22 protein-coding genes and 1 pseudogene are annotated in these 25,036 nt (G+C 48.3%); 13 read left to right on the top strand and 10 right to left on the bottom strand.

Going from position 1 to position 25,036, the window contains the following annotated elements:
- The first annotated feature begins 6 nt into the window (after nt 1-6).
- Nucleotides 7-429: an IS66 family transposase gene (locus tag CX664_RS21975; RefSeq protein WP_180966585.1), complete on the top strand. Its 423-nt coding sequence runs from the start codon at nt 7-9 to the stop codon at nt 427-429.
- A gap of 141 nt (nt 430-570) precedes the next feature.
- Here the strand turns inward: CX664_RS21975 and CX664_RS21980 are convergent, their stop codons facing one another.
- Nucleotides 571-1,335: a hypothetical protein gene (locus tag CX664_RS21980; protein WP_101748799.1), complete on the bottom strand. Its 765-nt coding sequence runs from the start codon at nt 1,333-1,335 to the stop codon at nt 571-573.
- A gap of 336 nt (nt 1,336-1,671) precedes the next feature.
- On the opposite strand from CX664_RS21980, the gene CX664_RS27160 reads away from it, so the two are divergent.
- The 4 genes from CX664_RS27160 to CX664_RS28330 are packed head-to-tail and all read left to right on the top strand — an operon-like array spanning nt 1,672 to nt 2,912.
- Nucleotides 1,672-1,908, top strand: coding sequence for a YrrC family ATP-dependent DNA helicase (locus CX664_RS27160; RefSeq protein ID WP_206679235.1), 237 nt, complete (start codon nt 1,672-1,674; stop codon nt 1,906-1,908).
- Entirely contained in the window at nt 1,865-2,407 is a 543-nt protein-coding gene (locus CX664_RS27165; protein ID WP_219622259.1) for a helix-hairpin-helix domain-containing protein, read from the top strand. Before CX664_RS27160 ends, CX664_RS27165 begins: the two co-directional genes overlap by 44 nt.
- Nucleotides 2,404-2,700, top strand: a complete 297-nt coding sequence (locus tag CX664_RS27170) for a hypothetical protein (protein ID WP_219622260.1) — start codon at nt 2,404-2,406, stop codon at nt 2,698-2,700. The genes CX664_RS27165 and CX664_RS27170 overlap by 4 nt, the downstream gene beginning before the upstream one ends.
- A 2-nt stretch (nt 2,701-2,702) precedes the next feature.
- A complete protein-coding gene (locus tag CX664_RS28330; protein WP_420810386.1) occupies nt 2,703-2,912 on the top strand; it encodes a hypothetical protein in 210 nt (69 codons plus the stop codon).
- Here CX664_RS28330 and CX664_RS21990 read toward each other — a convergent pair.
- The gene (locus CX664_RS21990) at nt 2,874-3,395 is read right to left on the bottom strand and encodes a DUF6155 family protein (protein ID WP_206679238.1); all 522 of its coding nucleotides are present in this window, start codon (nt 3,393-3,395) and stop codon (nt 2,874-2,876) included. The genes CX664_RS28330 and CX664_RS21990 overlap by 39 nt on opposite strands.
- A gap of 830 nt (nt 3,396-4,225) precedes the next feature.
- Entirely contained in the window at nt 4,226-5,272 is a 1,047-nt protein-coding gene (locus CX664_RS22000) for an ankyrin repeat domain-containing protein (RefSeq protein ID WP_146000216.1), read from the bottom strand.
- A gap of 393 nt (nt 5,273-5,665) precedes the next feature.
- Here CX664_RS22000 and CX664_RS22005 point away from each other — a divergent pair, with 393 nt between their 5' ends.
- Together CX664_RS22005 and CX664_RS22010 are read left to right on the top strand one after the other, a co-directional pair.
- Nucleotides 5,666-7,030, top strand: coding sequence for an AAA family ATPase (locus CX664_RS22005; RefSeq protein WP_101748802.1), 1,365 nt, complete (start codon nt 5,666-5,668; stop codon nt 7,028-7,030).
- 219 nt (nt 7,031-7,249) lie between these two features.
- Nucleotides 7,250-7,678, top strand: a complete 429-nt coding sequence (locus tag CX664_RS22010) for an RloB family protein (RefSeq protein ID WP_276328510.1) — start codon at nt 7,250-7,252, stop codon at nt 7,676-7,678.
- On the opposite strand, the gene CX664_RS22015 is transcribed toward CX664_RS22010, so the two are convergent.
- Entirely contained in the window at nt 7,665-8,342 is a 678-nt protein-coding gene (locus CX664_RS22015) for an HNH endonuclease (RefSeq protein ID WP_101748804.1), read from the bottom strand. The genes CX664_RS22010 and CX664_RS22015 overlap by 14 nt on opposite strands.
- A 156-nt stretch (nt 8,343-8,498) precedes the next feature.
- Between CX664_RS22015 and CX664_RS22020 the strand changes: the two genes are divergently transcribed.
- Nucleotides 8,499-8,804 (top strand): hypothetical protein, encoded by a 306-nt coding sequence (locus tag CX664_RS22020; protein ID WP_101748805.1) that lies wholly within the window; start codon nt 8,499-8,501, stop codon nt 8,802-8,804.
- Nucleotides 8,774-8,893: an IS4/Tn5 family transposase DNA-binding protein gene (locus CX664_RS28335; protein WP_101748814.1), complete on the top strand. Its 120-nt coding sequence runs from the start codon at nt 8,774-8,776 to the stop codon at nt 8,891-8,893. Before CX664_RS22020 ends, CX664_RS28335 begins: the two co-directional genes overlap by 31 nt.
- 165 nt (nt 8,894-9,058) lie before the next feature.
- Here the strand turns inward: CX664_RS28335 and CX664_RS22030 are convergent, their stop codons facing one another.
- Both CX664_RS22030 and CX664_RS22035 read right to left on the bottom strand, forming a co-directional pair.
- Complete coding sequence (locus CX664_RS22030; RefSeq protein WP_101748806.1) at nt 9,059-12,373, bottom strand: hypothetical protein; 3,315 nt, start codon at nt 12,371-12,373, stop codon at nt 9,059-9,061.
- Between the two features lie 296 nt (nt 12,374-12,669).
- A complete protein-coding gene (locus tag CX664_RS22035; protein WP_101748807.1) occupies nt 12,670-13,287 on the bottom strand; it encodes a hypothetical protein in 618 nt (205 codons plus the stop codon).
- A gap of 233 nt (nt 13,288-13,520) precedes the next feature.
- On the opposite strand from CX664_RS22035, the gene CX664_RS22040 reads away from it, so the two are divergent.
- On the top strand, nt 13,521-14,447 hold the full coding sequence (locus CX664_RS22040) for a hypothetical protein (RefSeq protein WP_146000217.1): 927 nt from the start codon (nt 13,521-13,523) through the stop codon (nt 14,445-14,447).
- Here CX664_RS22040 and CX664_RS22045 read toward each other — a convergent pair.
- A complete protein-coding gene (locus tag CX664_RS22045; protein ID WP_101748809.1) occupies nt 14,429-20,722 on the bottom strand; it encodes a hypothetical protein in 6,294 nt (2,097 codons plus the stop codon). The genes CX664_RS22040 and CX664_RS22045 overlap by 19 nt on opposite strands.
- 478 nt (nt 20,723-21,200) lie before the next feature.
- A pseudogene (locus CX664_RS22050) lies at nt 21,201-21,428 on the bottom strand (transposase); the annotation flags it as partial.
- Between the two features lie 229 nt (nt 21,429-21,657).
- Between CX664_RS22050 and CX664_RS22055 the strand changes: the two are divergent.
- Genes CX664_RS22055 through CX664_RS22065 form a run of 3 tightly spaced genes read left to right on the top strand, consistent with a single transcriptional unit; the run spans nt 21,658 to nt 22,926 of the window.
- Entirely contained in the window at nt 21,658-21,876 is a 219-nt protein-coding gene (locus tag CX664_RS22055; RefSeq protein ID WP_101748810.1) for a hypothetical protein, read from the top strand.
- Entirely contained in the window at nt 21,842-22,726 is an 885-nt protein-coding gene (locus CX664_RS22060; RefSeq protein WP_101748811.1) for a hypothetical protein, read from the top strand. Before CX664_RS22055 ends, CX664_RS22060 begins: the two co-directional genes overlap by 35 nt.
- Complete coding sequence (locus CX664_RS22065; protein ID WP_219622262.1) at nt 22,723-22,926, top strand: hypothetical protein; 204 nt, start codon at nt 22,723-22,725, stop codon at nt 22,924-22,926. The genes CX664_RS22060 and CX664_RS22065 overlap by 4 nt, the downstream gene beginning before the upstream one ends.
- Before the next feature lie 147 nt (nt 22,927-23,073).
- Here CX664_RS22065 and CX664_RS22070 read toward each other — a convergent pair whose 3' ends face one another.
- Nucleotides 23,074-24,846, bottom strand: a complete 1,773-nt coding sequence (locus CX664_RS22070; RefSeq protein WP_180966586.1) for an ankyrin repeat domain-containing protein — start codon at nt 24,844-24,846, stop codon at nt 23,074-23,076.
- Nucleotides 24,830-25,036 (bottom strand): hypothetical protein (locus tag CX664_RS27180; protein WP_219622263.1); only part of this gene is annotated, 207 nt, incomplete at its 5' end. The genes CX664_RS22070 and CX664_RS27180, both read right to left, overlap by 17 nt.

The raw sequence follows: 25,036 nt of genomic DNA on the forward strand, positions 1-25,036 counted from the left end.
AGTGCAGTGGATGCCGCTTCCCTGGGCAAAATCCGCAAGCTGTATGCCATTGAAGAAGAGATCAAAGGACTCACCGCACCAGAGAAAAAAGTCTGGCGACAGGAAGACAGTAAGCGACTGCTTGATGACCTGAACCAGTGGTCAAAAGTGTTGGTTTACTGTGAAGACGGACACCTCAACATTAGCAATGCAGCGGCTGAGAACGCTATCCGCCCCTTCACTGAGGGTAGCCGTAACTGGCTCTTTGCTGATAGCCCGAAAGGTGCCAAAGCGAGTGCAATCTACTACAGCCTGATCGAAAGCGCGAAGGCCAATGGGCTGGAACCGTTCGAATACCTGAGTCACATTTTGAAAGAACTGCCTTATGCCGACACGGTTGAGAAACTGGAGCAGCTTCTGCCCTGGTCAGTGAAAGCATCAAAAGGATAAGTCATAAAGTTTGGGCTGGCTATGACGGTGGTTTTATTGGCGTTTACAATCTTTTGGTTCAACGGGCATTCTGCAGTAAGGATATTTTCAGTAAATCTGGTCATCTTTCTCAAGATGGTGCACAGATTAATGGAGGCAGATTCACCAACCTTGCCATTTTCTTTTTTCAAGCCACTGTAAGGCAGAGCTTAAGGTGGCACTCTGGTTAGGCCTGATTTTATAAACATGCCACTGTTCTTCTCTGAATATATAAAGACAAGTGCCACCAAATGACGAACCATTCAGGCTTGTGGCAGAAAACCGAACCAGTATGGCCAATGCGTCATCGCTGACTTCCACAATGACCGGATGGCGGCGATACGCATACCAGTCGGAGGGCTCGGCAATGACATCCACAGGGAGACCAAAGTAGTAATAAAGAGCCTCCTGAACACTACCTATTTCGCCTGTTTCACGGTAGCGAAATTCATTGTTATCCTGATCCATCTCTCTATTGTTTTTAAAATTTAACTTCAGGTCTTCCCGCAATTTGGCGTCCAGCGCACCCAACCCGTAAAAGATCTCAGCTCCCTGCTGTGTCAGGGTTCTGCTGATCGTCACTGGCTTGCCTTGTTTGATGGCGTGCCAACACTGACCGTCTCCGGACTCAAGCAATAATGCACAAGGTGGGTCGCTTAATGGAGTAACCCTTGCGACCACCTCTTTTTCCATCCTCACACCATAAGAAGTCGTTCTTTCAAGATAAAAACGCCCCCGGGCAAACCGCATGGCATGGTGCAGCTCCATTAAAACCATGGAGTTTTGTATGGCGTTGGTCAGAGCCTTGAGTATCGAAGCTGCCTGTTCTTGTGTGAGCTTCTGGGCTGACTGTCTTCGAGAGTATTCTGGCCATTGATTCCAGCTCATAAACCTTACTTCATTATTTGGTTGCCTGTTGGTAACCATAGTCTCGAAATAGCTCCGAAACCACAAACCTCAAACAGTCTGAGATCGTATTGCTGAATTGCCTTCGTTCAGCAGAACGGGGAAGGGAATTTTTTCCCGTTACCCGTTTTTACAGTATCAGGAGCCAGGTACATAGAAGCGACTCAGGCATGTGCTTACTGATAGCCGTATAAAGCTCCTGCTGCGGGAATGCCGGAACTTTGTCTGAGTAAATATATCGGTAGTCGTTTGATTAAATCTGCTTTGGTAATATCCTGTTGATTACCTTCATTCCTCTGACGGATAAACGACGCCTTAATGGAAACTGCTTCAAATCATCAATGCTACACCGATCATCAGCCTCTGGTTCATCTGCAAGGGTCGGTAGAGCGAGTTACTTTCCACAGTGAAGCCAGCGGATTCTTTGTGATTCGGGTTAAGTGCAAGGGGCAGCGAGACCTGGTGACCATGACCGGCAATACACCGTCAGTGACACCCGGTGAGTTTGTGGATGCTACCGGCATCTGGTTTAACGACCAATGGCATCGGTTTTAAAACGGCAGATAATCTGACCATGCAGCTGGGGATTGACCGGGTGTCGTTAATTCGTGCTCAGGCAGGCGTGCGACATGTATTGCAGGAGTGTTCTGGTGAAGGGCACTGCGCCCAGCCTTTTCAGACGCTGGTGGGCGATGCCGTTAAGCTGCTGGAAATACCGGAAAACACCATCAAGGAAGCGATTCAGTGTGAGATCAATGAGGAACGGCTGACACCGGAAACCATTAATGAGGTGCCCTGTCTGTTTCTGACGCCACTTTATCGTGCCGAGCAGGGAGTGGCTAATCATGTGAATCGGTTGCTTCAGGGAAGTTCCGCTTGGTCAGGCATTGCTATGGATAAAGCCATCCCTTGGGTGGAAGAGAAAAATAACATCCAACTGTCTGACTCCCAGAAAGGGGCTATTGGACTGGCGGTTCAGAATAAGTTTTGCATTATCACCGGTGGCCCCGGTGTGGGCAAAACGACGGTGGTTAACAGCATTCTGAAGATTTGATCGAGTCTGGCAAAGTGCCGGTGGTTCGATTGACGGAAATTTTCCGACAGGCTGCCACTTCGCAGATTATTACCGGTTCCCATGCCATTAACCGTGGACATGCTCCCAGGATCACGCAAAAAGGGGAAGAGACGGACTTCTACTATTTAACCGGCGAAGAGCCAGAAGAGCTGTTTGCCAAGTTGATGTCTGTGGTCACACGACGATTGCCTGAAAAGTTTGGATTTGATCCGGTCAATGATATTCAGGTACTGGCCCCGATGAACCGTGGGGGCTGGGTGCCCGAAGCCTGAATGTGGCGTTACAGGAAGCATTGAACCCAAATACGCTCCCACGGGTTACTCGGTATGGCTGGACCTATGCACCGGGGGATAAGGTGATTCAAACCGTTAATAACTATGACAAGGAAGTGTTCAATGGCGACATTGGTCGAGTAAAAAACATTGATATTGAAGAGGGCGACTCGTCAATCAGCGCTGATAGCATAGGTGTCGTAAGTTTCTGATAGCGTGTCATGAAAGCCCCAGCCCATATCATGAGTATCTCTTAAGATGCTACGCAATCGGTCATCAAAATCATAAAAGAGATCTTCTTTGACAATGAATTTGATGGCGCTTTCATACATGCTTTCCATACTGCAATAAAAAGGTTCATCAATGTCGCCATACTCTTGGGTGCACCAGACACCGGATTCGACAAAGGTAAGCATTATGTCGGCAAGGCCAGCATTAGAGCAGGATATTTTTTTGTAGTCTGAGATCGCTTTCCTGGCAACGGATGCTCTCATGGAGGGGAATTGCCTGCGCCCCGATGGGATGTATTCATCCCTGACGATCTTTTTGTATTTTTCCAACACGGCAGAATCGTCATTAAAGAATGAGGCTTGGTAGAACTCTTTTACGTTGGCAAATTTCTTATAGAGATGGGCAATTTCTTCGACCAATTCATTCTGGCTCTTTTTCCTTAACTGTTTCTTCAGTTCAGTCAATGTTGGTTTTTTGGACATTTGTATAATCGCTCATTTAGAGACAGGGCCAATGTTAGGGTGGTGACTTATAAGTAGTTAACCAAATGAAATCATATATTTCTGACTAAGTGGGCAGTCACTCTGCGGCGTTGCAACTCCGGTCACATAGCTACGGCTATGCTCCCTACGTTGCGCCTTGCATAGTAACTGCCCACTTAGCCAGAAATATACGATTCCATTTGGCCAACTACTTAGCCTTATGAATGGTCAATTTCCACTACTTTATCGAAACTACAATCTTTACTCGAAAAGTCAAAGAATTAACGAGTGATGATGAGTATAAGCTGCTGCAGGAATCACTGGTTAATCGGCCCGCTGCTGGCGCTATCATTCAATCCACTGGTGGCCTGAGAAAGCTGAGATGGAGGCTGTAAGGAAGGGGCAAAAATGGTGGTGTACGCATCATCTATTACTGGGTGTCAGCCGATGACCAGATTTATAAGTAGCTGGCCATATGGAATTTTGAAGCTATTTCCAGAACACTCTTTAAAGAGCTGAAAGCACTCCAGCAAACACTTAGGAGCTGTCCTGAAATAATTTCCACATTTCTGGGTTTCAAAACTACGTTCGTCCTGAGCCTGTCGAAGGGCGTGAACTCCAGCCTCATGTATTGTGCCAATCACCCTTCGACAAGCTCAGGATGAACGGAGATCAAGTTCAAAATGTGGAAATTATTTCGGGACAATTCCTTAACACCAAGGATTCAGCAACTCCCAAACACATCAATCAGTGCATCCTTGCATTGTGTGCTTTAAATTTCTGCGTAGGCAGTGGCCATGTCAGCTCAGAAATCAGACCAGATTACATGGGAACGTCCAAGTGGAAGTTTCAGGTGACTGAGCCTGCTTACCCTCGTGTTTATTCTCCATATAAAACTCTTGCCAGGGACCATCAGGATAGCCAAGGTCCTTAAAATATTTTCGTGTATAACTATCATTTCTATCCAATTGACTCTTATAGTCTTCCAATGCTTTGGCCTGATCATCTTTTAGCTGCTTTGCATAGATTAACCTCTTGACATTACCATCCGATTGTAGGGCAACTCTGCGAATATCAAGCAATACTTCCTTAATCAGGTCAGCTGGCGTCTTCCCGTCATTATCCAGCTGCAACAGTGTTGACCCTCCAGAGCTGTTCAGCTGATTTTCCAGTAGATACTCAAAGACCTTCGGATTTTGCTGCTGTGTAGCGAGATGCAGCAGACTGCTCTGGCTGTTTGTGCTGTGCATCAGATAGTCGTCAAAGTAAACCAGGCTAAACTCTCGCTTGAGACAGTTACAAAGCTCGGACACCACATCCAGGCTGCCATAGGCGGCGGCCAGGCTTAGTAAACTACTGCCGGTATTATTTACCGTATTATTGATTTTTCCAGCATCTGACAGTTCGTGAATTAATTTTAAAGCGCCCTCATTCCAGCCGTTATACAGGGCAAAATGCAAAGGAGTATCACCGTTCATGGCAGGCATTTGCTTATCATCCTTTGTAATTGCCAGTTCGTCCACATCAATTGCGGAGGTGCATTGATCGATGATCCTCCAACATTGAGGGTCAGCAAGTGCTGCCTTAAACAGCACCCTATCCTTTGCCAGGCAGGCAATGTGGAGCGGAGTAAGCTGATGGGGAAGGTTCCAGCTATCAACCAGACGATCATCGGGGGTAAGCAGCTCGGCGGCAACGGCCCTGGCATTGTCAAGAAACGCCCCTACCTCTGCTGACTTCAGAAACTTGCTCGCCGCCTCAGTGAACTCAGGCACCGCTGATGCCTTATCAGATTCATACATGGGACCCGGGCTGATATTCTCCGGGGGCAGATTAATTACACCACCAGTACCATTCATAATATGCTCCAGTGTTAACTTATCAGTTGGAGCAGGTTCGCGGTAGAAAGTTCCCTTCAGTCCAGTCGTTTTTCTTACTTTTCCCTCCTCTGTGAATGAGTCTTTGGCTGATGGCTTTCTCAAGCTGGTGGAGATGATCAACCAGCCACTTTGGGCTGATCCCGATATTCAGGGCATAGAAAACGCAGTCGTATAGGCCGTTTAAAGTTTTAGAGTTAGTATCTGGTCGATTTTGTCAGTTTTGCTGCAGAGCCATAAATAATATGGTGTATTCCTCTGTGTGCTTGAAGAGATTGCTTTGCATGAGAAATGGCCTGTTTTAGTGTAAAAAAATTATGAATTTATGAGAAATATGCTAATCTTTAGGAGAAAATATCACCTAAAGACTTTATTATGCTTTTGCGATTCTCTGTTGAAAACTATCGATCCTTCAGGGACAGGGTGGAGCTATCCATGGTTCCAAGCCGGGTTCGCACCCATTCTGGTCATGTTATCCCGCCTGGCAATCCAAAAGATATTGGTGCCCTGAAAGCGGCTGTCATCTATGGGGCCAATGCTTCAGGCAAGTCTAATTTGATCAAGGCTATGCATTTTGCCCGATTGATGATTGTCCAGGGCAGCCCGCAGGGAAAAAATCTAAACTATGACCCATTCCTGCTGGATAAGGATTGCTCTCAAAAACCATCACGTTTTGAGTTTGAGATCAAATGTGGCAAGAATAATTATGCATATGGCTTTATGGCAGATAGCAAGTTTATTCAGGAAGAATGGCTGTACAAAATAGATAAAAAGGGTGAGTCCCCTGTGTTTGTTCGAACAAGTGAACATAGTATTTCGTTTCCTGCCCTTAAGTTTAAGAGCAAGGACGATGAACAGTTTTTATCATTCACTGCCAAAGCGACTCCTGGACACCGGCTGTTTTTGTTTGAGTGTCAGGATCGCAATGTGACCAAGGCATTAGACTACATTAAGCCTTTAACGGAGGTTAATGATTGGTTTCATCATCGACTCAATATTGTTTTTCCTGATTCAAAGTATAATGGTCTGGAAATGGCCGTTCATTCTGATGATACCGTTAGTAGTCTTCTGGCAAGTATACTCAGAAGCTTCGATACAGGTATCAATGATCTGTCGTTGAAACAGGTCGATTTGATCAAAGATGTCTATGATATTCCTGACCATATTAAACAGGATATTATGGCAACCTTAGAAGCTGGTGAGGCCTCTTTGGTGTCAACCCCTGATAGTACCCGGTATCAGATTCTTAAAAATCAGAATGGTGAAATCAGTACGTTTAAACTGATGACATCACATAAGAATCATCAAGGTGAATCTGTCGATTTTGATATCAATCAGGAGTCTGATGGCAGTCAACGTATTTTAGATATTGCCCCCGGATTATTGGAGCTCTTTTCGCAAGACAAGGTTTATGTAATAGACGAAATAGATAGAAGTTTGCACTCAGAAATAACGATGGCGATTCTGAGTCAATTTCTATCATTAACCACTGGTCGACATAGCCAGCTGATTGTCACAACTCATGAGTCTAACCTTCTGGATGTTAGCCTCATACGACGGGATGAGATATGGTTCGCACAAAAAAGCTCAGCGGGCGTATCCAGTTTGTACTCGTTGGAAGAGTACCAGTCCAGACCGGACAAAGATATTCGAAAAGATTATCTGGTAGGGCGTTTTGGCGGTGTCCCTGTAATTAAAGATGGCTTAAATAATCTGGTCAAAGGTATAAATAATGACTAGGAGCCTGTCGGACTTAAGACTGTCCTACTGCGGTTGCGATAAATTGGTCTAAAAATTCCTGCTTCTTCGTCAAATAGCCCCGCTATTCTCCTCAGAAGCAGAAATTTTTATCCTCAATTTCTCGCAATCCTCGCTACGGACGCTTAAGTCCGACAGGCTCCTAGAGAACCCCGCCCATTCACACGTATTCGAGGTGTTCGTGATCCATCCTTAATCGTCATTGCCTGCGAAGGTGCAGCAACTGAGCCGGTCTATTTTCAGGGGGTGGCTGACAAGTCTGATGCGCTTGGTTCACGTCTCAAACTGAAGGTTTTACCGCCTCGGGAGGGTAACCTCAACGCTCCCAGGTATGTTTTGCAGCAGATGAATACGTACAAGAAGGAATTCGGTATTGGTACTCACGACGAACTTTGTCTGGTGATTGATCGTGATCAGCAGGCATGGGAGGAGAAAGCCATTTCTGAAATTGCAAAGGCCTGCGATCAGAAGCAGTACCTTTTGGCATTAAGCAATCCTGCATTTGATCTCTGGCTTCTTCTGCACCATTTGGATGTGTATGCATTGACGCAAGATGAACAGGAACAGCTTTATGCCAATAAAAAAAGTGCTCTTAAACGAAAGATAAAGGAATATGTTACTCGCGGATAAGTCGGCTGTGTTTAGCATACAAAGCTACCAGTTTGGTAGTCATAGACTGACCGTAATGAAATTCTCGATGGCAGTTAGGGCATAAGGCTATGGCGTTAGTTATCCTATCGGACCCTCCATCTGCCAAGTGTCTCAAATGATGTACTTCCAAAAAAGGTTCACCTTCAGCAGTGAGAAATGGAGCTTCACTGTCACAGCACTCACAGTAGCCATTTGCTTCTTTAAGAACCCAGGCTTTTACTTTTGGGTCTCGCTGGTACTGGGTTACTTGAGTAGTAACAATTTGAGGCTTAAACTCTCCAAGTGGTTTTGAAAGTGTTTTTTTCTTTTTTAACTCAGAAACCTGGCTTTCAAACGTCGCTTGACCAACATAACTTTTGCTTTCTGCTTTGGATATCAGTCTTTCGATAAGTTCTATGTGGTTGGAGCCAACATTCTTGGCAGGTTTTAGTCCTTTAACCCATTTTCGTCCCATATGAGACATAACATAAGAGATATTCTGCATTCGATACTCAAATGCTTTTTCGGTTCTGCCGAACCGTTTTGATAGGTCGGAGTAGTAATTTTTTTTAATATAATGTTCGTTTTTTGTGTCTTTTTTATGCATGTCCATGTAGGCAAGCACAGAAGCTTCAAGTTCTTCTTCGGTCCATATTGTTGTCACAGCTATTTCCCTAAAATTTAATTCGGAAAAAATGATGTAATCTGAATTTGATTAAAGTTGTAAGTTTTATAATTTTACGATTTTAATTGATGTTGTTACAAGCTGCTAATGATACTTACTGGTTTTCGTTAAGGGATAGTTATAGAAGGTCAAAATATGAGCAAACTAATTGATGGGCATAAAGTTTCTATAGAAGGAGTAAAGGGTGAGTTTTCAGAATTTTATAACGATGGGGCATGCGGTTCTGGAGGTCAGGAAATTCTCAAGTACGCTGATGAATATGCTTACCAAAGGTATGGTATTAGTGCTGTTGATATAATTTGTGGCGGAGATATGAAAGAGTTTTTTGCGAAGTGGTACGATGAAAAAATTGGTGTTGAGGCTATACGGCAGTTAATTGATGAGCAGGCAGAGAAATATGATTTAACTATATTTCCGATACTTTCAAGTACTCAGACTTAGATGATAAGCGTCGTACAAAAAGATTAACTCATGTAGCCGCTGAATTGGCTGCCCACACGGGTTCCTCTTTAGCCTCCTCTGCTTTTTGAAGCTTTGCCTTAAAAGGTATCAACCTTCCTTTCTCTCAACCAGGTTGGTTCCATTATGTATAAATTCATAAGTCACCTCGCCCGGAGTTTTTCAAGACAGTAGCGCCAACGTCATTCTTCATGCTTTCAACTGGTACTGACGACTGAGCTGTGTGGTCGTGTCTTCTACAGCAAACTGCATATGTTTGCCAGTGGCGGCAGGTTAGCAGCGGGGCCCGTTGTCTTGTCATCATACTGTGGTGGCAGGAGCAAAGAGTCCCTGGCAAGCCCGGAATTGGGCACCATTTGGTAAAAAACTCTCCCTTCATGTGTACGTGACTTCACGATATAACCGCGCTCATTGAGTAGACGGGCACCCGGAGAGTCCGGCTGTAGGAGCATCTGCTCCAGTTCAGATTGTGTCGGGGTACCAACAGCGGGCAGGATGGCCTCATGCTGGAGCCGCAACGCCTCAGCTTGCAGAGCATCAGGGATGCCAGCGGAAATCCGATCTTCCAGCCCGGGTTGATCAGCCGCCACGATGATCTTATCTGCCAGGGTCATGGCTTCGGGTAACTTGATTTGTCGAAGTTCCTCTTCATTGTGCAGGCTTCGATAAGCGCCACCGGAGCCGATACCCGGATCCCAGCAGTCAGGCAGCCGGGAATCTTCGGGCCTTGGGTGTTCTGCGAAGCAGGCTGAGATACCGGCTTTCTCCGCGATAACGAACCGGACCAGATCGTCCAGACACTCACGCAGACACTGATAGGGATCCGGTGCCTGTTCAATCAGCAATCGTCGTTTATGGTTATCAACCGGGAGATGGTATTTACGGGTGAACGGATTGGTCATCTGGTGATGCCAGCCACCGGTAATGCTGGCCAGATCGCGAAAACTCAACAATGCTGACTGGATCAGGAGGGTGAATTGCGGGTTATTGACCACGGCCAACAGCTCGATCATTTCCGGATGAAAATGGCCATCATGGATCATTCCCAGGGTGTCCATTGCGGCTGAATCAGTTGACAGTTTGATCGTCGGAAAGTCCTCCCGGGGCGGTTTGACCCGAAGGATATCCACTATATCCCCAAAGCGCAGCACCTGGCGCAGCAGTAACTCATCCTCCGGGCATTGCTGGTCAGGGATAAACGACGGGTTACCCATATCTATCATTTTACAATTTTTGTTTCTCAGGGCGCTGGCCACCAGAGTAACCAGCTGCCCGGGGTACTGTTGCAGCCCGGTCATATCACGCTGGAACAGTTCCGCTGCCCGAAGCTCTTCAACCTCTTTATGCTCATCTTCAGCGACAGCATCGTGGTAGAGTTCGGCAATGGGCAGCAACTCCAGCAACTGAGGATGTTTAAGCAGTAACTCCCGGAATGGCTTATGAAAGTGCGGCAAAACCTTTTGATCCATAAGGAATTCGGTGGCCAGCTGGGTGCGCAGGGCGTGATCCAGTCCGTGCCATTTGCGGTAAAAGGGTTGTATGCCTTCCGCCAGGATGGTTTGCGCCCTGTAGGGATGGGGAAACTGGTAATAATGCTGACCGACCACCTGGGTAATTGACCCATAGCGGCTATCAGGCAGGTTTTCCCTGCCCTCAAAGGTTGGCGGGGATGCCAGAAATGCCTCCAGCCAGGCAAGCTGGTTTGCACCGTGTTCTATTGACCGGACCACTGCTGGAATAGAAAAGCAATAGGCCTTACCCAGGAACATAATAACATTATCGCTAACAGAGGATTTGCGCGTCGCTATAAGCTCTAAATGTGCACGTAACTTTTCATCACTGTAGCTCCTGGGTGATAATCGCTGTTCCAGAAATTCCCTGACTGCACCCCCGTTATCAGACCGGTTCACAACAAAGCGATAATAAAACTCCATGCCAAACAGTTCATCGACCATCTGATGACGATGGATACTACCGAACTTCCTTCTGTAGTTGTCATGATACCTGAGCAATAGCTCCTTCAAGGTCGACAAGCGACTGATAATCTCGTCAGGATCAGTAACGGGGCCGTCGTCACTTTGGCAAAGAAGTGACCACAGCATCTCGTGTCGTATGATATCGGCTTCATCTGCTGTCAGCAGATTCGCCCTGCGAAAATGTTTGGCAGATATTAACAAGGTACAGTCAGGCAAGTTCAGGGGTGGAGTGAGATGGACTCTTGTACCGTGTGCGATCAGAAGACAGCACACCAACGGATTATTGTGGGAGACTCCTGAACACTCTGGTGACCCTGATAATAATGGTACAAACAAGTTGTGTTTTAATAGCTCCCGACAAATAACAGCTTGTGCCGCAAAGTGGGATTTGGTCTGCTGCAGGAGGTAATCCCAGCTGAGTTTGACGCGCCGATGTTCATAAGTATTATCTGCCCCGTCGTACAGGATTCCGGGAAACTGTTCTTTTATCGGGCATTGCCTGATCAACGCCTCCATCAATAGATTGGGTAAACCGACCGGACTTTTCACCCTGTCGTCCAGGGTTGAAAGTCCGGTCATGAATTTTGCTGAATCGTAGTGCTCAATGGCTGTCAGGAGGGCGTTGATATCAATATTCTCTTCTCCAAACTCCACAGCTACCGTGCTGACCTGCTGTGGGATATTTGCCAACAGCTTCAGGAATCGCTCACAGCCGGACTGGCTCAATAACTGGTAAAGGTTATGCTCATAACCAATGACGCTCCCATATCGGGAAAAAGCATGGGTGTGGTATTGCAGCTGTTGCACCTGTGCACGGCTGAGTGTCACCGGGGAGTGAACCACGCCCTGAAAGCTGTTGAACAGGCACAGTTTAACCGGTTCACGAAACTCACCACCGGACAGGTTACCTTTCTTTTGCTCAAGCGTCAGGATATTGCCCATAACTTCTTCAATACGACGAAAAGAAAGTTCCCTGCCAAAGTCAAGAAGATAGCCATAGTGCATGCGGTCAAAATTAATTTGACAGATAATCTCAGGATATTTGCCGGTTTTTGTACGGAATGTAGGATGCGCTTTGTGGAGTAAATAGCCATTCTTGCCAATGTGACCTGAGGATAATCTAAAAGGTGATCCGTCAAATAACGAATGCCACCTGCACTCCCACTCATCCATTTTCGTTGTTAACACATCCCAACTGGTCATTTTCTTGATACGTTTCGAGTGCAGATGTTTGGGTTCTCCATTGGCATCTGAAGCAACATCTTGTTTAAAAGCCCAGCGCATATCGCAGCCGCGTGCAGGTTTCAGAATAGTAAGGACCCGGTCTGATCCCATCAAAAACTCATCAAAGCGCTTATGGTGAGTGGTTAGGGCATATCGGGAACCCCGGCGTAATAAACTTATCGGTCTGTATTGATTTCCGGAACCCGCTTCTTTTGACGCATTGACAACACGGACCATCATTCCGGAAAACTGACCGTTTAATGCAGTAACAGGGTGATAATTGTCACCTGCAAATTGTGATTCATTAAATACCGGTGAACCAGCGCCTGCCCCCTGCTGAGGTATGGACATATCAATGATCTCCTTGCATTTAAAATCGTATCCGACTTACATTTTATTGTTGTTTCAGAGTGTCTATTGATGTTTTAGCGTGTCGTGCTGATCACAACTGAAGGACCGCCCGTTCAATGCACTGCCTATTGCATGCAGGCATCATGCGGTAAACGGGATGCCGCTCACGTTGCGCACGTTTCACCCGAATCCCCCAGCCATTATCCGGGCACCATAACGTCATCTGAATTCAAGCGAACATAAGCAACAGACAAAAAAAATACCAAAAGGTTCCTTAAAATCCGGTGCCAGGCAGGTCAGGTGGATGAACCTGGATATCTAATTCCCTGGTAATCAAGATTTTTGCGACGCTGCATTCTTTGCTCCCTGGAACGCTTCCTTTCTCGCTCTGCGTAAGCAGGATCATTCTGGTAGCGCTCCTTTTGGCGCTCCCTTCTGAGCTTGTCTTGGCGCTCGGCGTAAGCGGGATTTTTGCGCCGCTCCCTCAAGCGCTCCTGTTGGCGCATGAGATAACCAGGACTTTTGATAAGCTCCCTCATGCGTTGTCGTTGGCGCTCTGCAAACTCTGGATCATTCTGGTAACGCTCCCTTTTTTGCTCCCTTTGGCGTTTCCTTCTTTTCTCCAGTGAAGTGGGATCGCTTTGGCGCTTCATTATGGAAGAGGGAGCTTCAACAATTTTTTTTGTCTGGATCGTTTGGTTATCACTTGAAGTCTGGTTCTCAAATGTATATTGATCAGAAACTGATTTTGACCTATCAGGAGTATTTGTGCCGAAACTTTCTTCTGTATCGGAGGGGGGCAGAGGCTTAATACCATATTCACTTAATAAAATAATAGGATCAGGGGAGAGGTTGGGTATATCTGATTGGTTATGATAAGCAGGAAAAGGAGTGTCCACTATCTGAACAGTCATGCAATGATACGTCAGTGGTTCTTCGCTGCCATCAGATATATAAGTTTGTTCTGATAAGTCTGATGACCCTGAATAAGGACCAGAAAGAACGGGATCAGGTAACGGTGACTTATTTAAGCAATCCATGGAATTACTGAATTATCAAATTACAGCTTAAGACCTATCTTTCTTATCAAAGTTCCTCCCCAACATAATCCATTCAATATTTAACTACAAAATAAATGCAGGTTAAGATGACGCCAACAACATCAGGATTATTGGGCTGTTTTGCCAGCCCGGCCCCTCCGGTTCTGCCGGGTATAAAGGTACAGGCTGTCACCGAAAAGCACTTGATCAGTGTTGATGACGAGAGATTCAGGCCTCTGAAAGCGGTCATGGACAGCAAAAATATAAAGTCTCTGTTCATCCATGAGCTGAAACAATTGTCAGACAGAGTGATCACGGTCTTTCCTCCAAAGGAATTTCTGTACGTCGGGATAGGCCGAAGTCCGGCAACTGTTATCGCAGAGCTTCAGGGGCGGTTAGGAAAAGACGCGGCATGTAATATGCCGCTTTCCGATTTTCAGTTTATGGAAACCTGTAAAAAGGGCAGGGTTCGATTTAAACAAAAGATGACTCCTGAACAACAGAAGGCTCTTTTTCACCATTTTGATAAGGTTCTTGGGTCGCTAGCCAGCAACCGAAAAGTGCTGATTATTGATTATGTCTGGTCAGGATGCACACTCTTGTCAGCCACCTATTTTTTCCATCAGTATTTTCGAGAAAAAGACTCGGCCATGGTCGTGAGTCCGACGACGGGCAACAGCGAGAGAAAGGTGCATGCCCTGGCACTGGGCGACTGTCTGATATTACCAACAGATATTACTGCCTATGGTGCGAATCTGATGCAGGCAATCCAGCCGGTACTTCCCGCCGGGTGCTATGACCAGTGGGAATACGGCGATGGTTTTGAACACACCCTGCATTTTTCCCATGCCAAACCGCTTGCCGAGTACACCCAGCGGGTCACAGTAGCTGATCTGGCCGGGGGTAAGGCGAAAAATTTATGCCGCAACCCGCTCTACGATCTGCTGGTTGACTACCTGCGGGCAGAAGATCATGAGGCGGTACCAGCAGCACTGTTTACTGAGTGGGTTCTTTATCATGAATATGCACCTTGATGGGCTAAATGTTCATGCTGGTCAGATGTCTCGATAGCATGGTCTGCCCGGGTAATCTGAGCCATCAGTTGTTCATGCACCCCGGCAGGACCGTGCACTCTGAATATGCGCATCAGTTTTCTCAGGAAGATTTCAGCGGCTTGTCGTTTTACCGGAGATAGTTCTTCGAGGTTATCAATACCTTTTATAAAACATTCAATGGATTTGCCGGACTGCTCAACACTGAGAGACTCCGACACGGTTATCCATAGGCTTTTGGCCTCATTGATCAGAAAATCATTGCTAAAGCTGGCGAGTGCCTGAACATTATCTTCTGGCCACTCCCGGATTCTTATAGCAACATTGAACAACAACAGGTCGGTGGGGTAGAGCCCTTCATAATCGGCCTTGGTCAAGAGTGTTTTTAACAAGTGTTCCCGATCCAGGGCGATCCGGTTTTGCAGGCAATCGGAAGGATAGTCTGCATCAAGATCCTGTTTATTACTGACATTATTGAGCAGTTGCAACAGGGATTTAAGCAGAGCTGGCTTTGCCAGTTGCGCTATCAGGTGCAGCAGGTTTCTGTTATCACCGGAAGGGTTGGCTGTCAGCAACTGATTAAGGGAGTCCAGGTCGAGGTGCCGGGTTTCTTCAAGACATTTGATCAGTGTTTCGCAAGCCCTGTAGCGCCCTTTTGCTGCTGCGAAAACCAGCGCGCTGGATGGGGTGCCCTCATCATCCTGCCTAAGCAGTTGCCATGAATAGATTCTGCCCTTTTTATGCAGTGACTCCAATAAGGGGAATGCCCCCGAGACATTAATAATCTGGAAAGGCAGGTTGTCCGTTGACCGCCACTGGCAGCTGCGCTCATCGGTACCAGGCCAGGGGGGCTCAATGATGTCCGTGTCTTTGCAGGGGACGTGCTTTTCCTGAGCTTTACAGTCCTCAACAATTTCTTCAAAAACGCTTGCAGCATTTCTGTTTTCACGGAGATATTGACACAACACCCGCTGTATAGTGCGGTCTTCTGACAAGTGATGTCCATGTTCAAAGGCTTTGCTGAACAGTGCCAGCCTGGCGGCTCTTGTGGTTTTTTTCTGAGCCTCAAGCTCTGGCTTCAGGCTGGCTTCCAGTTGTGCAACCGCTGCCCTGACTCGCACTGTATTTTTAGCAATGGTGTTTTCCGTTGCCTGAATTTGTCGTTTTAAGTCCGCCATTTTGTTTTTTATATCATCAATGGATACCAGACTTTCCAGCTCCATTAAATGGAGGATATCCGGAAGGATTTTCGGGTCGATATGGCGAGACTGACATTTCCCTGCAAGCTCTAGCCATTGCATATCTTCTTGATATCTTTCATGGTTTCTTCTGTTTTGCAATCCCTTTGAATACAGCGTTGCAGTTGCCTGCCGCTGGGCACTGCTTGCATCGCTCAAGCCGTAATCATTATTTCTGTTCTCATAGGCAATAAGTGCATCAGCATAGGAATACGTCCGGTCTTCAATCATTATCTCGCAATGCATTCGGTTTTCTAACAGGTGAAACAGTGCTTCCTTACATTTTTGCAACCTCCTGGCCACGTTATTATGCGCCTTTTCCATCGCGACCAGGATTGTGTTTTCTCTCTCAATCTGTTGTCGTCGATTGTTAATTTTTTCGGTATTCTTTTCCTTAAGCAGATCAATAGTCTCAAACAGGTCGTAGCAGAAGGTTTTGTGTCTGCTAAAAAATTTGCGGGAGCGGCTGCTCGCAGCAGTTTTCAGCGGCTGGCTGCTTGCTCCCATACCGATCAAGTCGAACAGACTGGCACTGGCAGATAATGCAGACTCCAAAGGAGCAGACTCAATGACTTCCTGCAATTGCTGTTGTTGTTGTTTGCTCAGTGGCTGCGTATCAATACCGGAATGTTTTGCAGTATGAGCCTGTGCCATCGACGCCAATGTTGATAGCAGAGGTTGGTCATGCTGGTCATCAATCTCATACAACGGGTGTAACTCACACTTTTTCTGCTCGCTCCGCAAGCTGGACATGCTGAGGTCATGCCTTTCACGGGTCCGGTACAGAGCTTTTTGTTGTTCAATATCAGGTGTGCTGTACATGGGGTCTTTGTGTTGCAGATAGTCCAGTGTGTTCTGTAATGATCGATATCTACGATGCTGAGCCAGAGCACTGTCACTCCATGGCTGGCCCACTTCGGCAATACGTTGGGCCAGTCGCTCAGGCAGTTGACTGAACTCACGGATATCTGGATGAAACAGAGCCCTGTTGACTGACCCTGCTTTAATGTATCGGGTTCTTAATGCAGAAACAGTGTCCAGCAGTTTCCGGTCCTCCGGGGAGAGTTCAGGGTTTTCAGGCCCACAAATGATCGCGTTTATCTGTTCCTGCAACACCTGTGGGGGAGTGAACCGGTGTATTTTCGTGAGTTGTTTCAGCGTATTTCTGGTTTCAACCCACTGGTTATGGATGGACGCTATCTCATGGGTTGATTGCCACTGGCTGTGCTCCTGTTGTACCCGGTGGAACTGATTACACAATGCAAGAATCTGCTGTAAGGTTTCGTCCTCATTTTGGATGGGGCGATTGGCCCTGATCGTGCTGTTGGCAAACTGTTCCAGCCGATCTATTCCGGCTTTAGCAGCCTCTTTCTCAGTAATCAGACCATCGTCATTGATTTGATTGAGCCAGGTGCCAATCAGTGGGATAAGTGCCTTGAGTTGGTCATACAGGTAGCGTCTGGATAGCTGGGCTCTATCCTCAGTGGGATTGATCTGGTCAGACATTGCCATGTCAGAATCAATACGGGAAGCATCGCAGGCTATCGGTGTTGTTCTACTGACGCGCTCTTCAGGAAGAAACTGCTGACAAAGTCCGGAAGCTACTTTAATCAGGTCTTTGATTTCACGGCTAAGGTCTTCCTGGTAGGCAGGCTGGTGATGAGCCGTTAATATCTGCTGCTGCTGCTTCAGGCTGTTTAACTCCCACCGTTGGTCCATTCTTCTTTCTACTTTATTGATCATCTGGTCGATTATATATGGGTAGTCATCAGAGGGCTGCTTCGATGGGCGGATGGATTCCAGGACTGAATCCATTATTTGCTGATAGCTGCAACTGCGGTCACTTTGCCTGAAAGCGGCTTTCACCGACTGCCGGATCCTGTTCCCCAGTAAACCGTCAGGTTGGCACCACTCGTTTCTGAAAAGCTCACTCATTTGCAGCTTTAGTTTATTGGATTCACTGTTAGCGTGGTGACCGTAATAATCATTGGCAAACCGGAGAGAACGACTTCTGGATTGAATGATATACAGCGTTTTGATTAAACGCCTGAATTGGGGGTCTGTTGGGTGTAAATCAGCAAATAAGTGAAAGGCCGTTAGCTCCAGCAGCTGTTTGCGCATGTTAGTGTCAGGCAGCCCCGGGAGCAGGGCTTCTATATGCTGTAACAGAGAGCATAATGTCTGGCTTGATGCCCGGCCCTGAAAACGGGTGATGATGGCCCTGAGGTTAAGACCTGGCTTCCCGGTTGTCTCTGCCACTGCCAACAGTTCCCTGATAACGTCCATAGTCTCCCGTTCTGCAGGGGGAAGTTCGGTGATGCTGGCAGAAGAGACTTCTGTTTTTCGCGCTTTTCGGGGGACAGACTCGGTGGCGGAGCTGATAGTGAGCGGCCTTTTCAGTGACGTTTGTACATTGCCACTGTTTGCGGCAACAGCGCTGTCGTTTTCTCTGGCCACCTGCTGAATAACCGGCAGCACTTCGGTATTGAAAACCTGGTAGACATAGGAAATTTGACTTTTATCCTGAGCGCTAACGGTAAACAGGAAAGTGATGGGTACCTCCATTTTTAGCCAGTCAACCGGTTGTGTCAGATCGGTTGATCGGGTTGATAGCAGAAAATCCTCCCGTAGTTTTTGCTCGTCGCGTCCCATTCGTTCAATCCTCCGAAGACTTGAATCGTCTTCAAGTTTTGCTGAAGGAATACGAAAGTGTTTGTCCCTGGGCAGAAGCAGATGTTGTGGATCAAGTGTGACAGCACGGTCGCTGGTCAGCAGATAGTCGGGAACGCTAAGATAGTTCTCTTCTGAAATGGTGTTGTTGCCATAAGGTTTTCTGTCGTAAATACGGTCCCGGTACCCCATGTCGGAGAGTTTTGTCCAGCGTTCACCGTCGTTGCTGTCATCTGAATTGTGCCGGTGCCGGTAACGTCCATGGGCGCGCAGTATGGCTTGAAACCCTTCCATGTCGCTATCATCGTCGTAGCTGTCATCTGAATCTTGCCGGCCAGGTTTATGGGTGCGCAGCGCGGCGTGCAACTCTCCGGGGTCGCTATCATCGTCGTAGCTGTCATCTGAATCTTGCCGGTAAGGGTTGTGACCGGGTATTTCGGCTTGCGACCTTTCCTGGTCGCTATCGTGGTCGTAGCTATCATCTGAATCCTGCAGGTAAGGATTATGGCCGAGCATTACGGCTTGCGACCTTTCCTGGTCGCTATCGTCGTCGTAGCTATTATCTGAATCTTGCTGGTAAGGACTATGGCCGGGTATGACGGCTTGCGACCTTTCCCGGTCGCTGTCATCGTCGTAGCTATTATCTGAATCTTGCCGGGCAGGTGGGCGCAGTCCGGCTTGCGACTCTTCCGGGTCGCTATCATCGTCGCAGTTGGCATCTGAATCTTGCTGGTCAGGATTATGGGCGGATGTTGTGCCTTGTGAGCTTTCCTGATCACTATCGTAGTCGTAGTAATCATCTGAATCTTGCGGCTCAAGTTCATTGGTGGGCAGTACGGCCTGTAATCCCTCATTATGATGGTCAATAAGCGTCCGGGCCTTATTCACGGCCTCCAAAGGCACGGATAACCCATCCGTTGATGCCATCATTACGATGCACTGCGCCATTCTCAGCTGGAGGGTTTTGATCAGGCAATTAACCGATTGTTCTTTGGACTTCTTTACGGCTTCAGTAACATGTTGGTCAATGGAATAGGTCAGGATCAGTTGGGTTTTGTACATTTTTATTAGAATATCCTGACCAATGCTCCCAGTTGCCAGTAGATTTTTCAACAGGGACTGGTCTCTGAATTTAAGCAATGTGTAGATAATGCCCAGGCGGTTTTCTGCACTGACTGACGGGGTGAGGTCACAGAGCAGTGTGCCAAAGAGTTCAACGACTTCAGACAGTTGTTGTGGGGTGGCATCATTAATGGCCTTATCCATTCCCTGTTTTAGCCACTGCACACGAGGGTTGTCCGTTTCATGGCCACTGAGCAGACGCTCTTTATAGATACAGAGTTTCTCCAGCCCGGTCCTTTTAAGGTCTGGTAATTTTGTGTAAAGCTTGCTGGTAACCATACTTTGCAGCCAGGTCAGTTGCTGGCTGCTGAGTTTGCTGCCTTTCAGATGGTGTTGTGATAGCCAGCAAAAAAGCGGCTTCAGCAGGGTAAAGCCGGGATGGACGGTTAATTTCAGCGTTGGAATCAGGGCGTTCAGTGCCGTGCACTCTGCCTCGTTGGCAGGTGACAAATCGGGTTCTGTGTTGAGAGCCCGGGCAATGTGCTGCCTGATGGCTGAGTCCTGAATGTTCAGAACCTTCAACAGTATCCTCTGCCAGTGAGCCATGGCTACAGCTTTTCTTTTTTGCACATGATCCAGAATAACACCCGGGTCTTTACCTGCCGTTTTTCCGAAAGGAAATAGACGATCACGCAGCTCGCGGAATGTCTCATCACCGAGATCCTCCCGGGTAAAATGATGCAGGCCAATACTTATGGTCTGTGGCTGGCCATTGATTTTTATCTGCGCTGAGGCGGGTTGCTCATCTGCCAGGCGATGCAGCTCCTGTAGTTTATACCCCTGTTTGATCCGGCTTATCAGTTCCAGTAACAATCCGGTCTGAAGATGTGACGGGTGATCTGAGACTTTGATCATCTCCTCCCGGTTCATTTTTCTTAAATAGGGGGTGAACTCAAGGGCTGGTAACAAATGCGTCAGGACAGACGTTTGCGACATCCCTGTTGTTGACATTAACGACGGAATGAGTTGTTCAAAAAGACAGTTTTTTTCAAATGCCTGTTTGTAATCAGTCTTGGTCAGTTGGTGAAGATGCACTCGGTCGGCAATGGTTTTTTCGGGAACCCTTCTTGTGACATAGCCTGATACATGGTCTGTGGAAATAACAGGAATCTGTTTTTTGGTTGTCTGAGTGCTGGAGTACGGGGTGCCTGAGGTCAGCTTGCCTGATTGTGATGAAATCGTTAAATCAAGAAACTGTGGACTTAATGCGGTGTTGAGTTTATCCATACTGCTGCTCTTAATGCTAATTGTCTGTTTTGATCACAAAGACCGGCGAAGCACCATGTGGTTGATCAGATGTATTAATAGCTTTCGTGCAAACCCGGGTAATCAGAAGCAGCCCCGGAGGACGAATGTACGATAAATTACGGGAAACTGGCTCAGCAAGTATCTCGTTAGTTTATCCAGTTAAGTAAAAGTTCCCGCTTTATATTTTTTCCTGTATAGGTTGGTCTAACGTGCTGATATTGAATGGCGGGATGATGATGAAGTTCAACGGCCGGGAGATAAAATCAGGGTCTTATAAGTAGTTAACCAAATGAAATCATATATTTCTGACTAAGTGGGCAGTCACTCTGCGGCGTTGCAACTCCGGTCACATAGCTACGGCTATGCTCCCTACGTTGCGCCTTGCATAGTAACTGCCCACTTAGCCAGAAATATACGATTCCATTTGGCCAACTACTTATGGTCCGCCCCGCATTGCAAGGAAAATTTTTCCATCGTATATCAACAGGGTTCGCAGGTAGGTATCGCCCCGTTTACTGATCCCCAGCAACGTGGGCACGCCACCGGTCGATTGCTGCTTTGACACCAAGCCCAGCCAGGCAGCCATTTCCCTGCCATTTTTAAATGCTGATATATCTCCAATCGCAGCAAACAGTGCTGTAGCACTGAGTAACCCAATGCCGGGTATGGTTAGCAAAAGTTTGCAAGCTTCAATGCCGATAACGCATTGAGACAGGTTAGCCATAAAGGGCAAGAGTTCCTTGCGGTTAAGTTTCTTTTTGAGAGCCACATGACCTTTGGCATCAACACCATGTAACTGGAAACTCTTTTTGCTCAGATCGATTCCGAGAAAAACAACCTGATCTTTCTGGTTTGCTCCTGATTTGTTAATCTTGCCCCAGCTTTTTCTTAGCACGGATGAGCAGGTCGGGTTTATGGAAAAGCTGCTGGGCGCGCACAAAACGCTGATCCAGGCGGAGGCGGACATTACCACGGCCCGGTTAGGCATTACCGGGCAGTGTTCGGATGATAAACGTCCATTGCTCAATGTCTGGCTGAAACAGGTAGCGGCATTGCCGATACTGGACCCCAAACCACACCCGGAAAAGGATATTCCCAGTGAACCCCACAGCCGCAGCGACACAGGCCATTGAGCGCTACCTGGCGGACAACCCCGACAATGAGCCGCTGAACGCCCTTGGCATGACGGCGGACGGGCGGATTGTGCGCCTGGCAGAGCAGGAGGCGGGCCAGCGGCCGGCACTGTGCCAGGTGTTTGAGCACCAGCTTGGGGCTTTGATGCCTCAGGAGGTCAGCCTGACGGACAGGTACAGGATGATCAAGAACACGCTAGGCACTGCACAAACCCTGGGGGATTACCAGAAGAGGATCTGGCGGGACCGGCAGATCCGGGACCGCCTGGCCACTTTGAAGACTGATTATGCCGATAAATTTGCCGTCATAAACAAACAGACCAGGACGGTATACGACATCCTTGGCAGGATCACGACCAGGGGGAGCGGGGTGCTTGAGGATGGTACCGATTGGGATGGCGATTTTGAGAATAAATTAACCGGGACGCACTGGGAATTCTATCGCAATTTTAAAACAGGCAAGGCTGCCAAACATGTTTTTTACATGAGCAACGTGATTGTTCACCAGTTTGAACAGACTGCCCGCCATGAGAGCTGGCTATTGGAACTGCCGACCATCATAGAACGATGTGGGATCATAAATAAACAAACCGTCGAGTGCCTGGTTGAGCATAAAGACAGGTTTGATTCCAACACCTTCGTGCAAGCCTTCCTGGAAACGACTGTGAATGGCAAGAGCACAGTCAGGGTGGCGCAAGACCTGGGGCTAATGATTTGTGGCCTGGATGTTTTTTTTGACACCCAGCCAGTTGAGAGGATTGATTGGGATATTGATCCCGATGAGGCCTCAGGAGATTTTAGTGTGCAAGTCCACGTCAGCCCGGACCCGAAGGTGTACGGCGCACCATGAAGTGGGTGAACCATGTTCTGATTGCCGGGTCGGTCACGGCCGTTTATGACGTACGACTGGTGCCGTCGACCATTATCGGGGCCACTGCGCGGGACTGGATGGAGTGGGTGCTGAAGTTTGCTGGCAGGCCGGTAAAGCACCGGACGGTGAACCACTATCTAAGCGTGTGGTCGCTGGCGTGGCTGGCCGGGGTATTATGAGAGCGGCGTGATTGATGGGTATGAGTGGCGGGTGAATCGGTTCAGGATTTTTTGAACCGCAATGGGTGACGGCTCCCACAGATAAAATCCTGAAGCAAAATTCGGCAGGTAAACAAGACTCTCTTGATTAAAACCGCGGGTAGAGAGTCACAGCCTCGTTTCCGCAATGCCCGGCATTAAGGCGACAGTCTCATTCGCCGCCATTGTTTCTGGCAGTTTGACGGCCCTCCTTTTTTCTTGAAGGTGGCATTCCAGGCGGCGTTCCGTCACTAAATGGCCGCTCTGGCCTGCGGCCTTCAAAGGTGACCTGGCGAAGCACCATTTAAAGACCCGGTATTTCCCGAGAAAGCAAGTAACCCATGCCTGTTCCGGGTCAGCGCCTTGTTCAAGCAAAAAATTCAGAACCGCGCCGTGCCCATTCTTGGCAGCGACGAAGAGTGCGGTTGCTCCGTCCTGGCAAGCGGCTGACAGGAACGCATTGACCGCGGTGGACTTGTCCGCCTCCGGCAGGGTTTTCACGGCCTCGTTGAGCGCCTCGACCAGGCATTTCACGACGCCGAGATGCCCGTTCCGGGCAGCGACGAAGAGTGCGGACGCTCCGCCCTGGCAAGCGGCTGACAGGAACGCCCTGATCGCCGTCGACTTGTCCGCCTCCGGCAGGGTTTTCACGGCCTCGTTGAGCGCCTCGACCAGGCATTTCGCGACGCCGATATACCCCTTCTTGGCAGCGATAAGCAACGCAGTAACGCCGTCTTTGCGAGGGGCCGACAGGAACGCCGTGATGGCGGAGCGTTTTTCCTCTTCCACCAGGGGTTCCACCGCCTTGCTGAAAGCCTCGATCAGGTACATCACGACGACTAAATGCCCACCCTGGGCAGCGATGTAGAGCGCAGTAGCGCCGTCTTCGACAGGGGCCGACAGGAACGCCCTGATGGCGGAGCGTTTTTCCTCTTCCACCAAGGGTTCCACCGCCTTGCTGAAAGCCTGGATCAGGTGCTTCACGACGTCTAAATGCCCTTTCTGGGCAGCGCTGAGCAACGCAGTAACGCCGTCTTTGCGAGGGGCCGACAGGAACGCCGTGATGGCGGATAGTTTTTCCTCTTCCGGTAGGGGGTCCACCGCCTTGCTGAAAGCGTCGATCAGGTGCTTCACGACGTCTAAATGCCTTTTCTGGGAAGCGATGTAGAGCGCAGTAGCGCCGTCTTCGACAGGGGCCGACAGGAACGCCGTGATGGCGGAGCGTTTTTCCTCTTCCACCAGGGGTTCCACTGCCTTGCTGAAAGCGTTGGTCAGGTGCTTCACGACGTCTAAATGTCCATACTGGGCAGCGATGTAGAGCGCAGTAGCGCCGTCTTTGCGAGGGGGCGACAGGAACGCCGTGATGGCGGAGAGTTTTTCCTCTTCCGCCAAGGGTTCCACCGCCTTGCTGAAAGCGTCGGTCAGGTGCTTCACGACGTCTAAATGCCCATTCTGGGCAGCAATGTAGAGTGCAGTAGCGCCGCTTTCGACAGGGACCGACAGGAACGCCGTGATGGCGGAGAGTTTTTCCTTTTCCGCCAGGGGTTCCACCGTCTTGCTGAAAGCCTCGATCAGGTATATCACGACGTCTAAATGCCCATTCTGGGCAGCGATGTAGAGTGCAGTAGCGCCGCTTTCGACAGGGACCGGCAGGAACGCCGTGATGGCGGAGAGTTTTTCCTTCAGGTACATCACGACGTCTAAATGCCCATGCTGGGCAGCGATGTAGAGCAGAGACACCGGTGAACCCGTTTTACCCGACAGGAATAACTGGTTCACCTGACTTGAGTCATCTTTCAGCAACTCCTGCAACCAGACAAGATTGCCGGTTCGGCATGCCGCCAGCAGCGGAGCCTCATTATAGGGGTTTGAACGGTCATCACAGTCAGCGGAACTCTCCATCACCATTTCCATTTCCGGTGACGAGGTATTTTGAGGAACCCCGCGACATCCAGGCACAGGGAGAAGGTTTCTGAGACAGTTCATAAACAGCCACACAATGAAATACAGCAAGACTATAGATGAACAGCTTATTTTTTCCTTGCCTTGAGCTGTAAGTATTCGGTAAACCCATTGTGGCGCTGGCAAAACC

The organism is Endozoicomonas acroporae, assembly GCF_002864045.1.
Taxonomy (GTDB): Bacteria; Pseudomonadota; Gammaproteobacteria; order Pseudomonadales; family Endozoicomonadaceae; genus Endozoicomonas; species Endozoicomonas acroporae.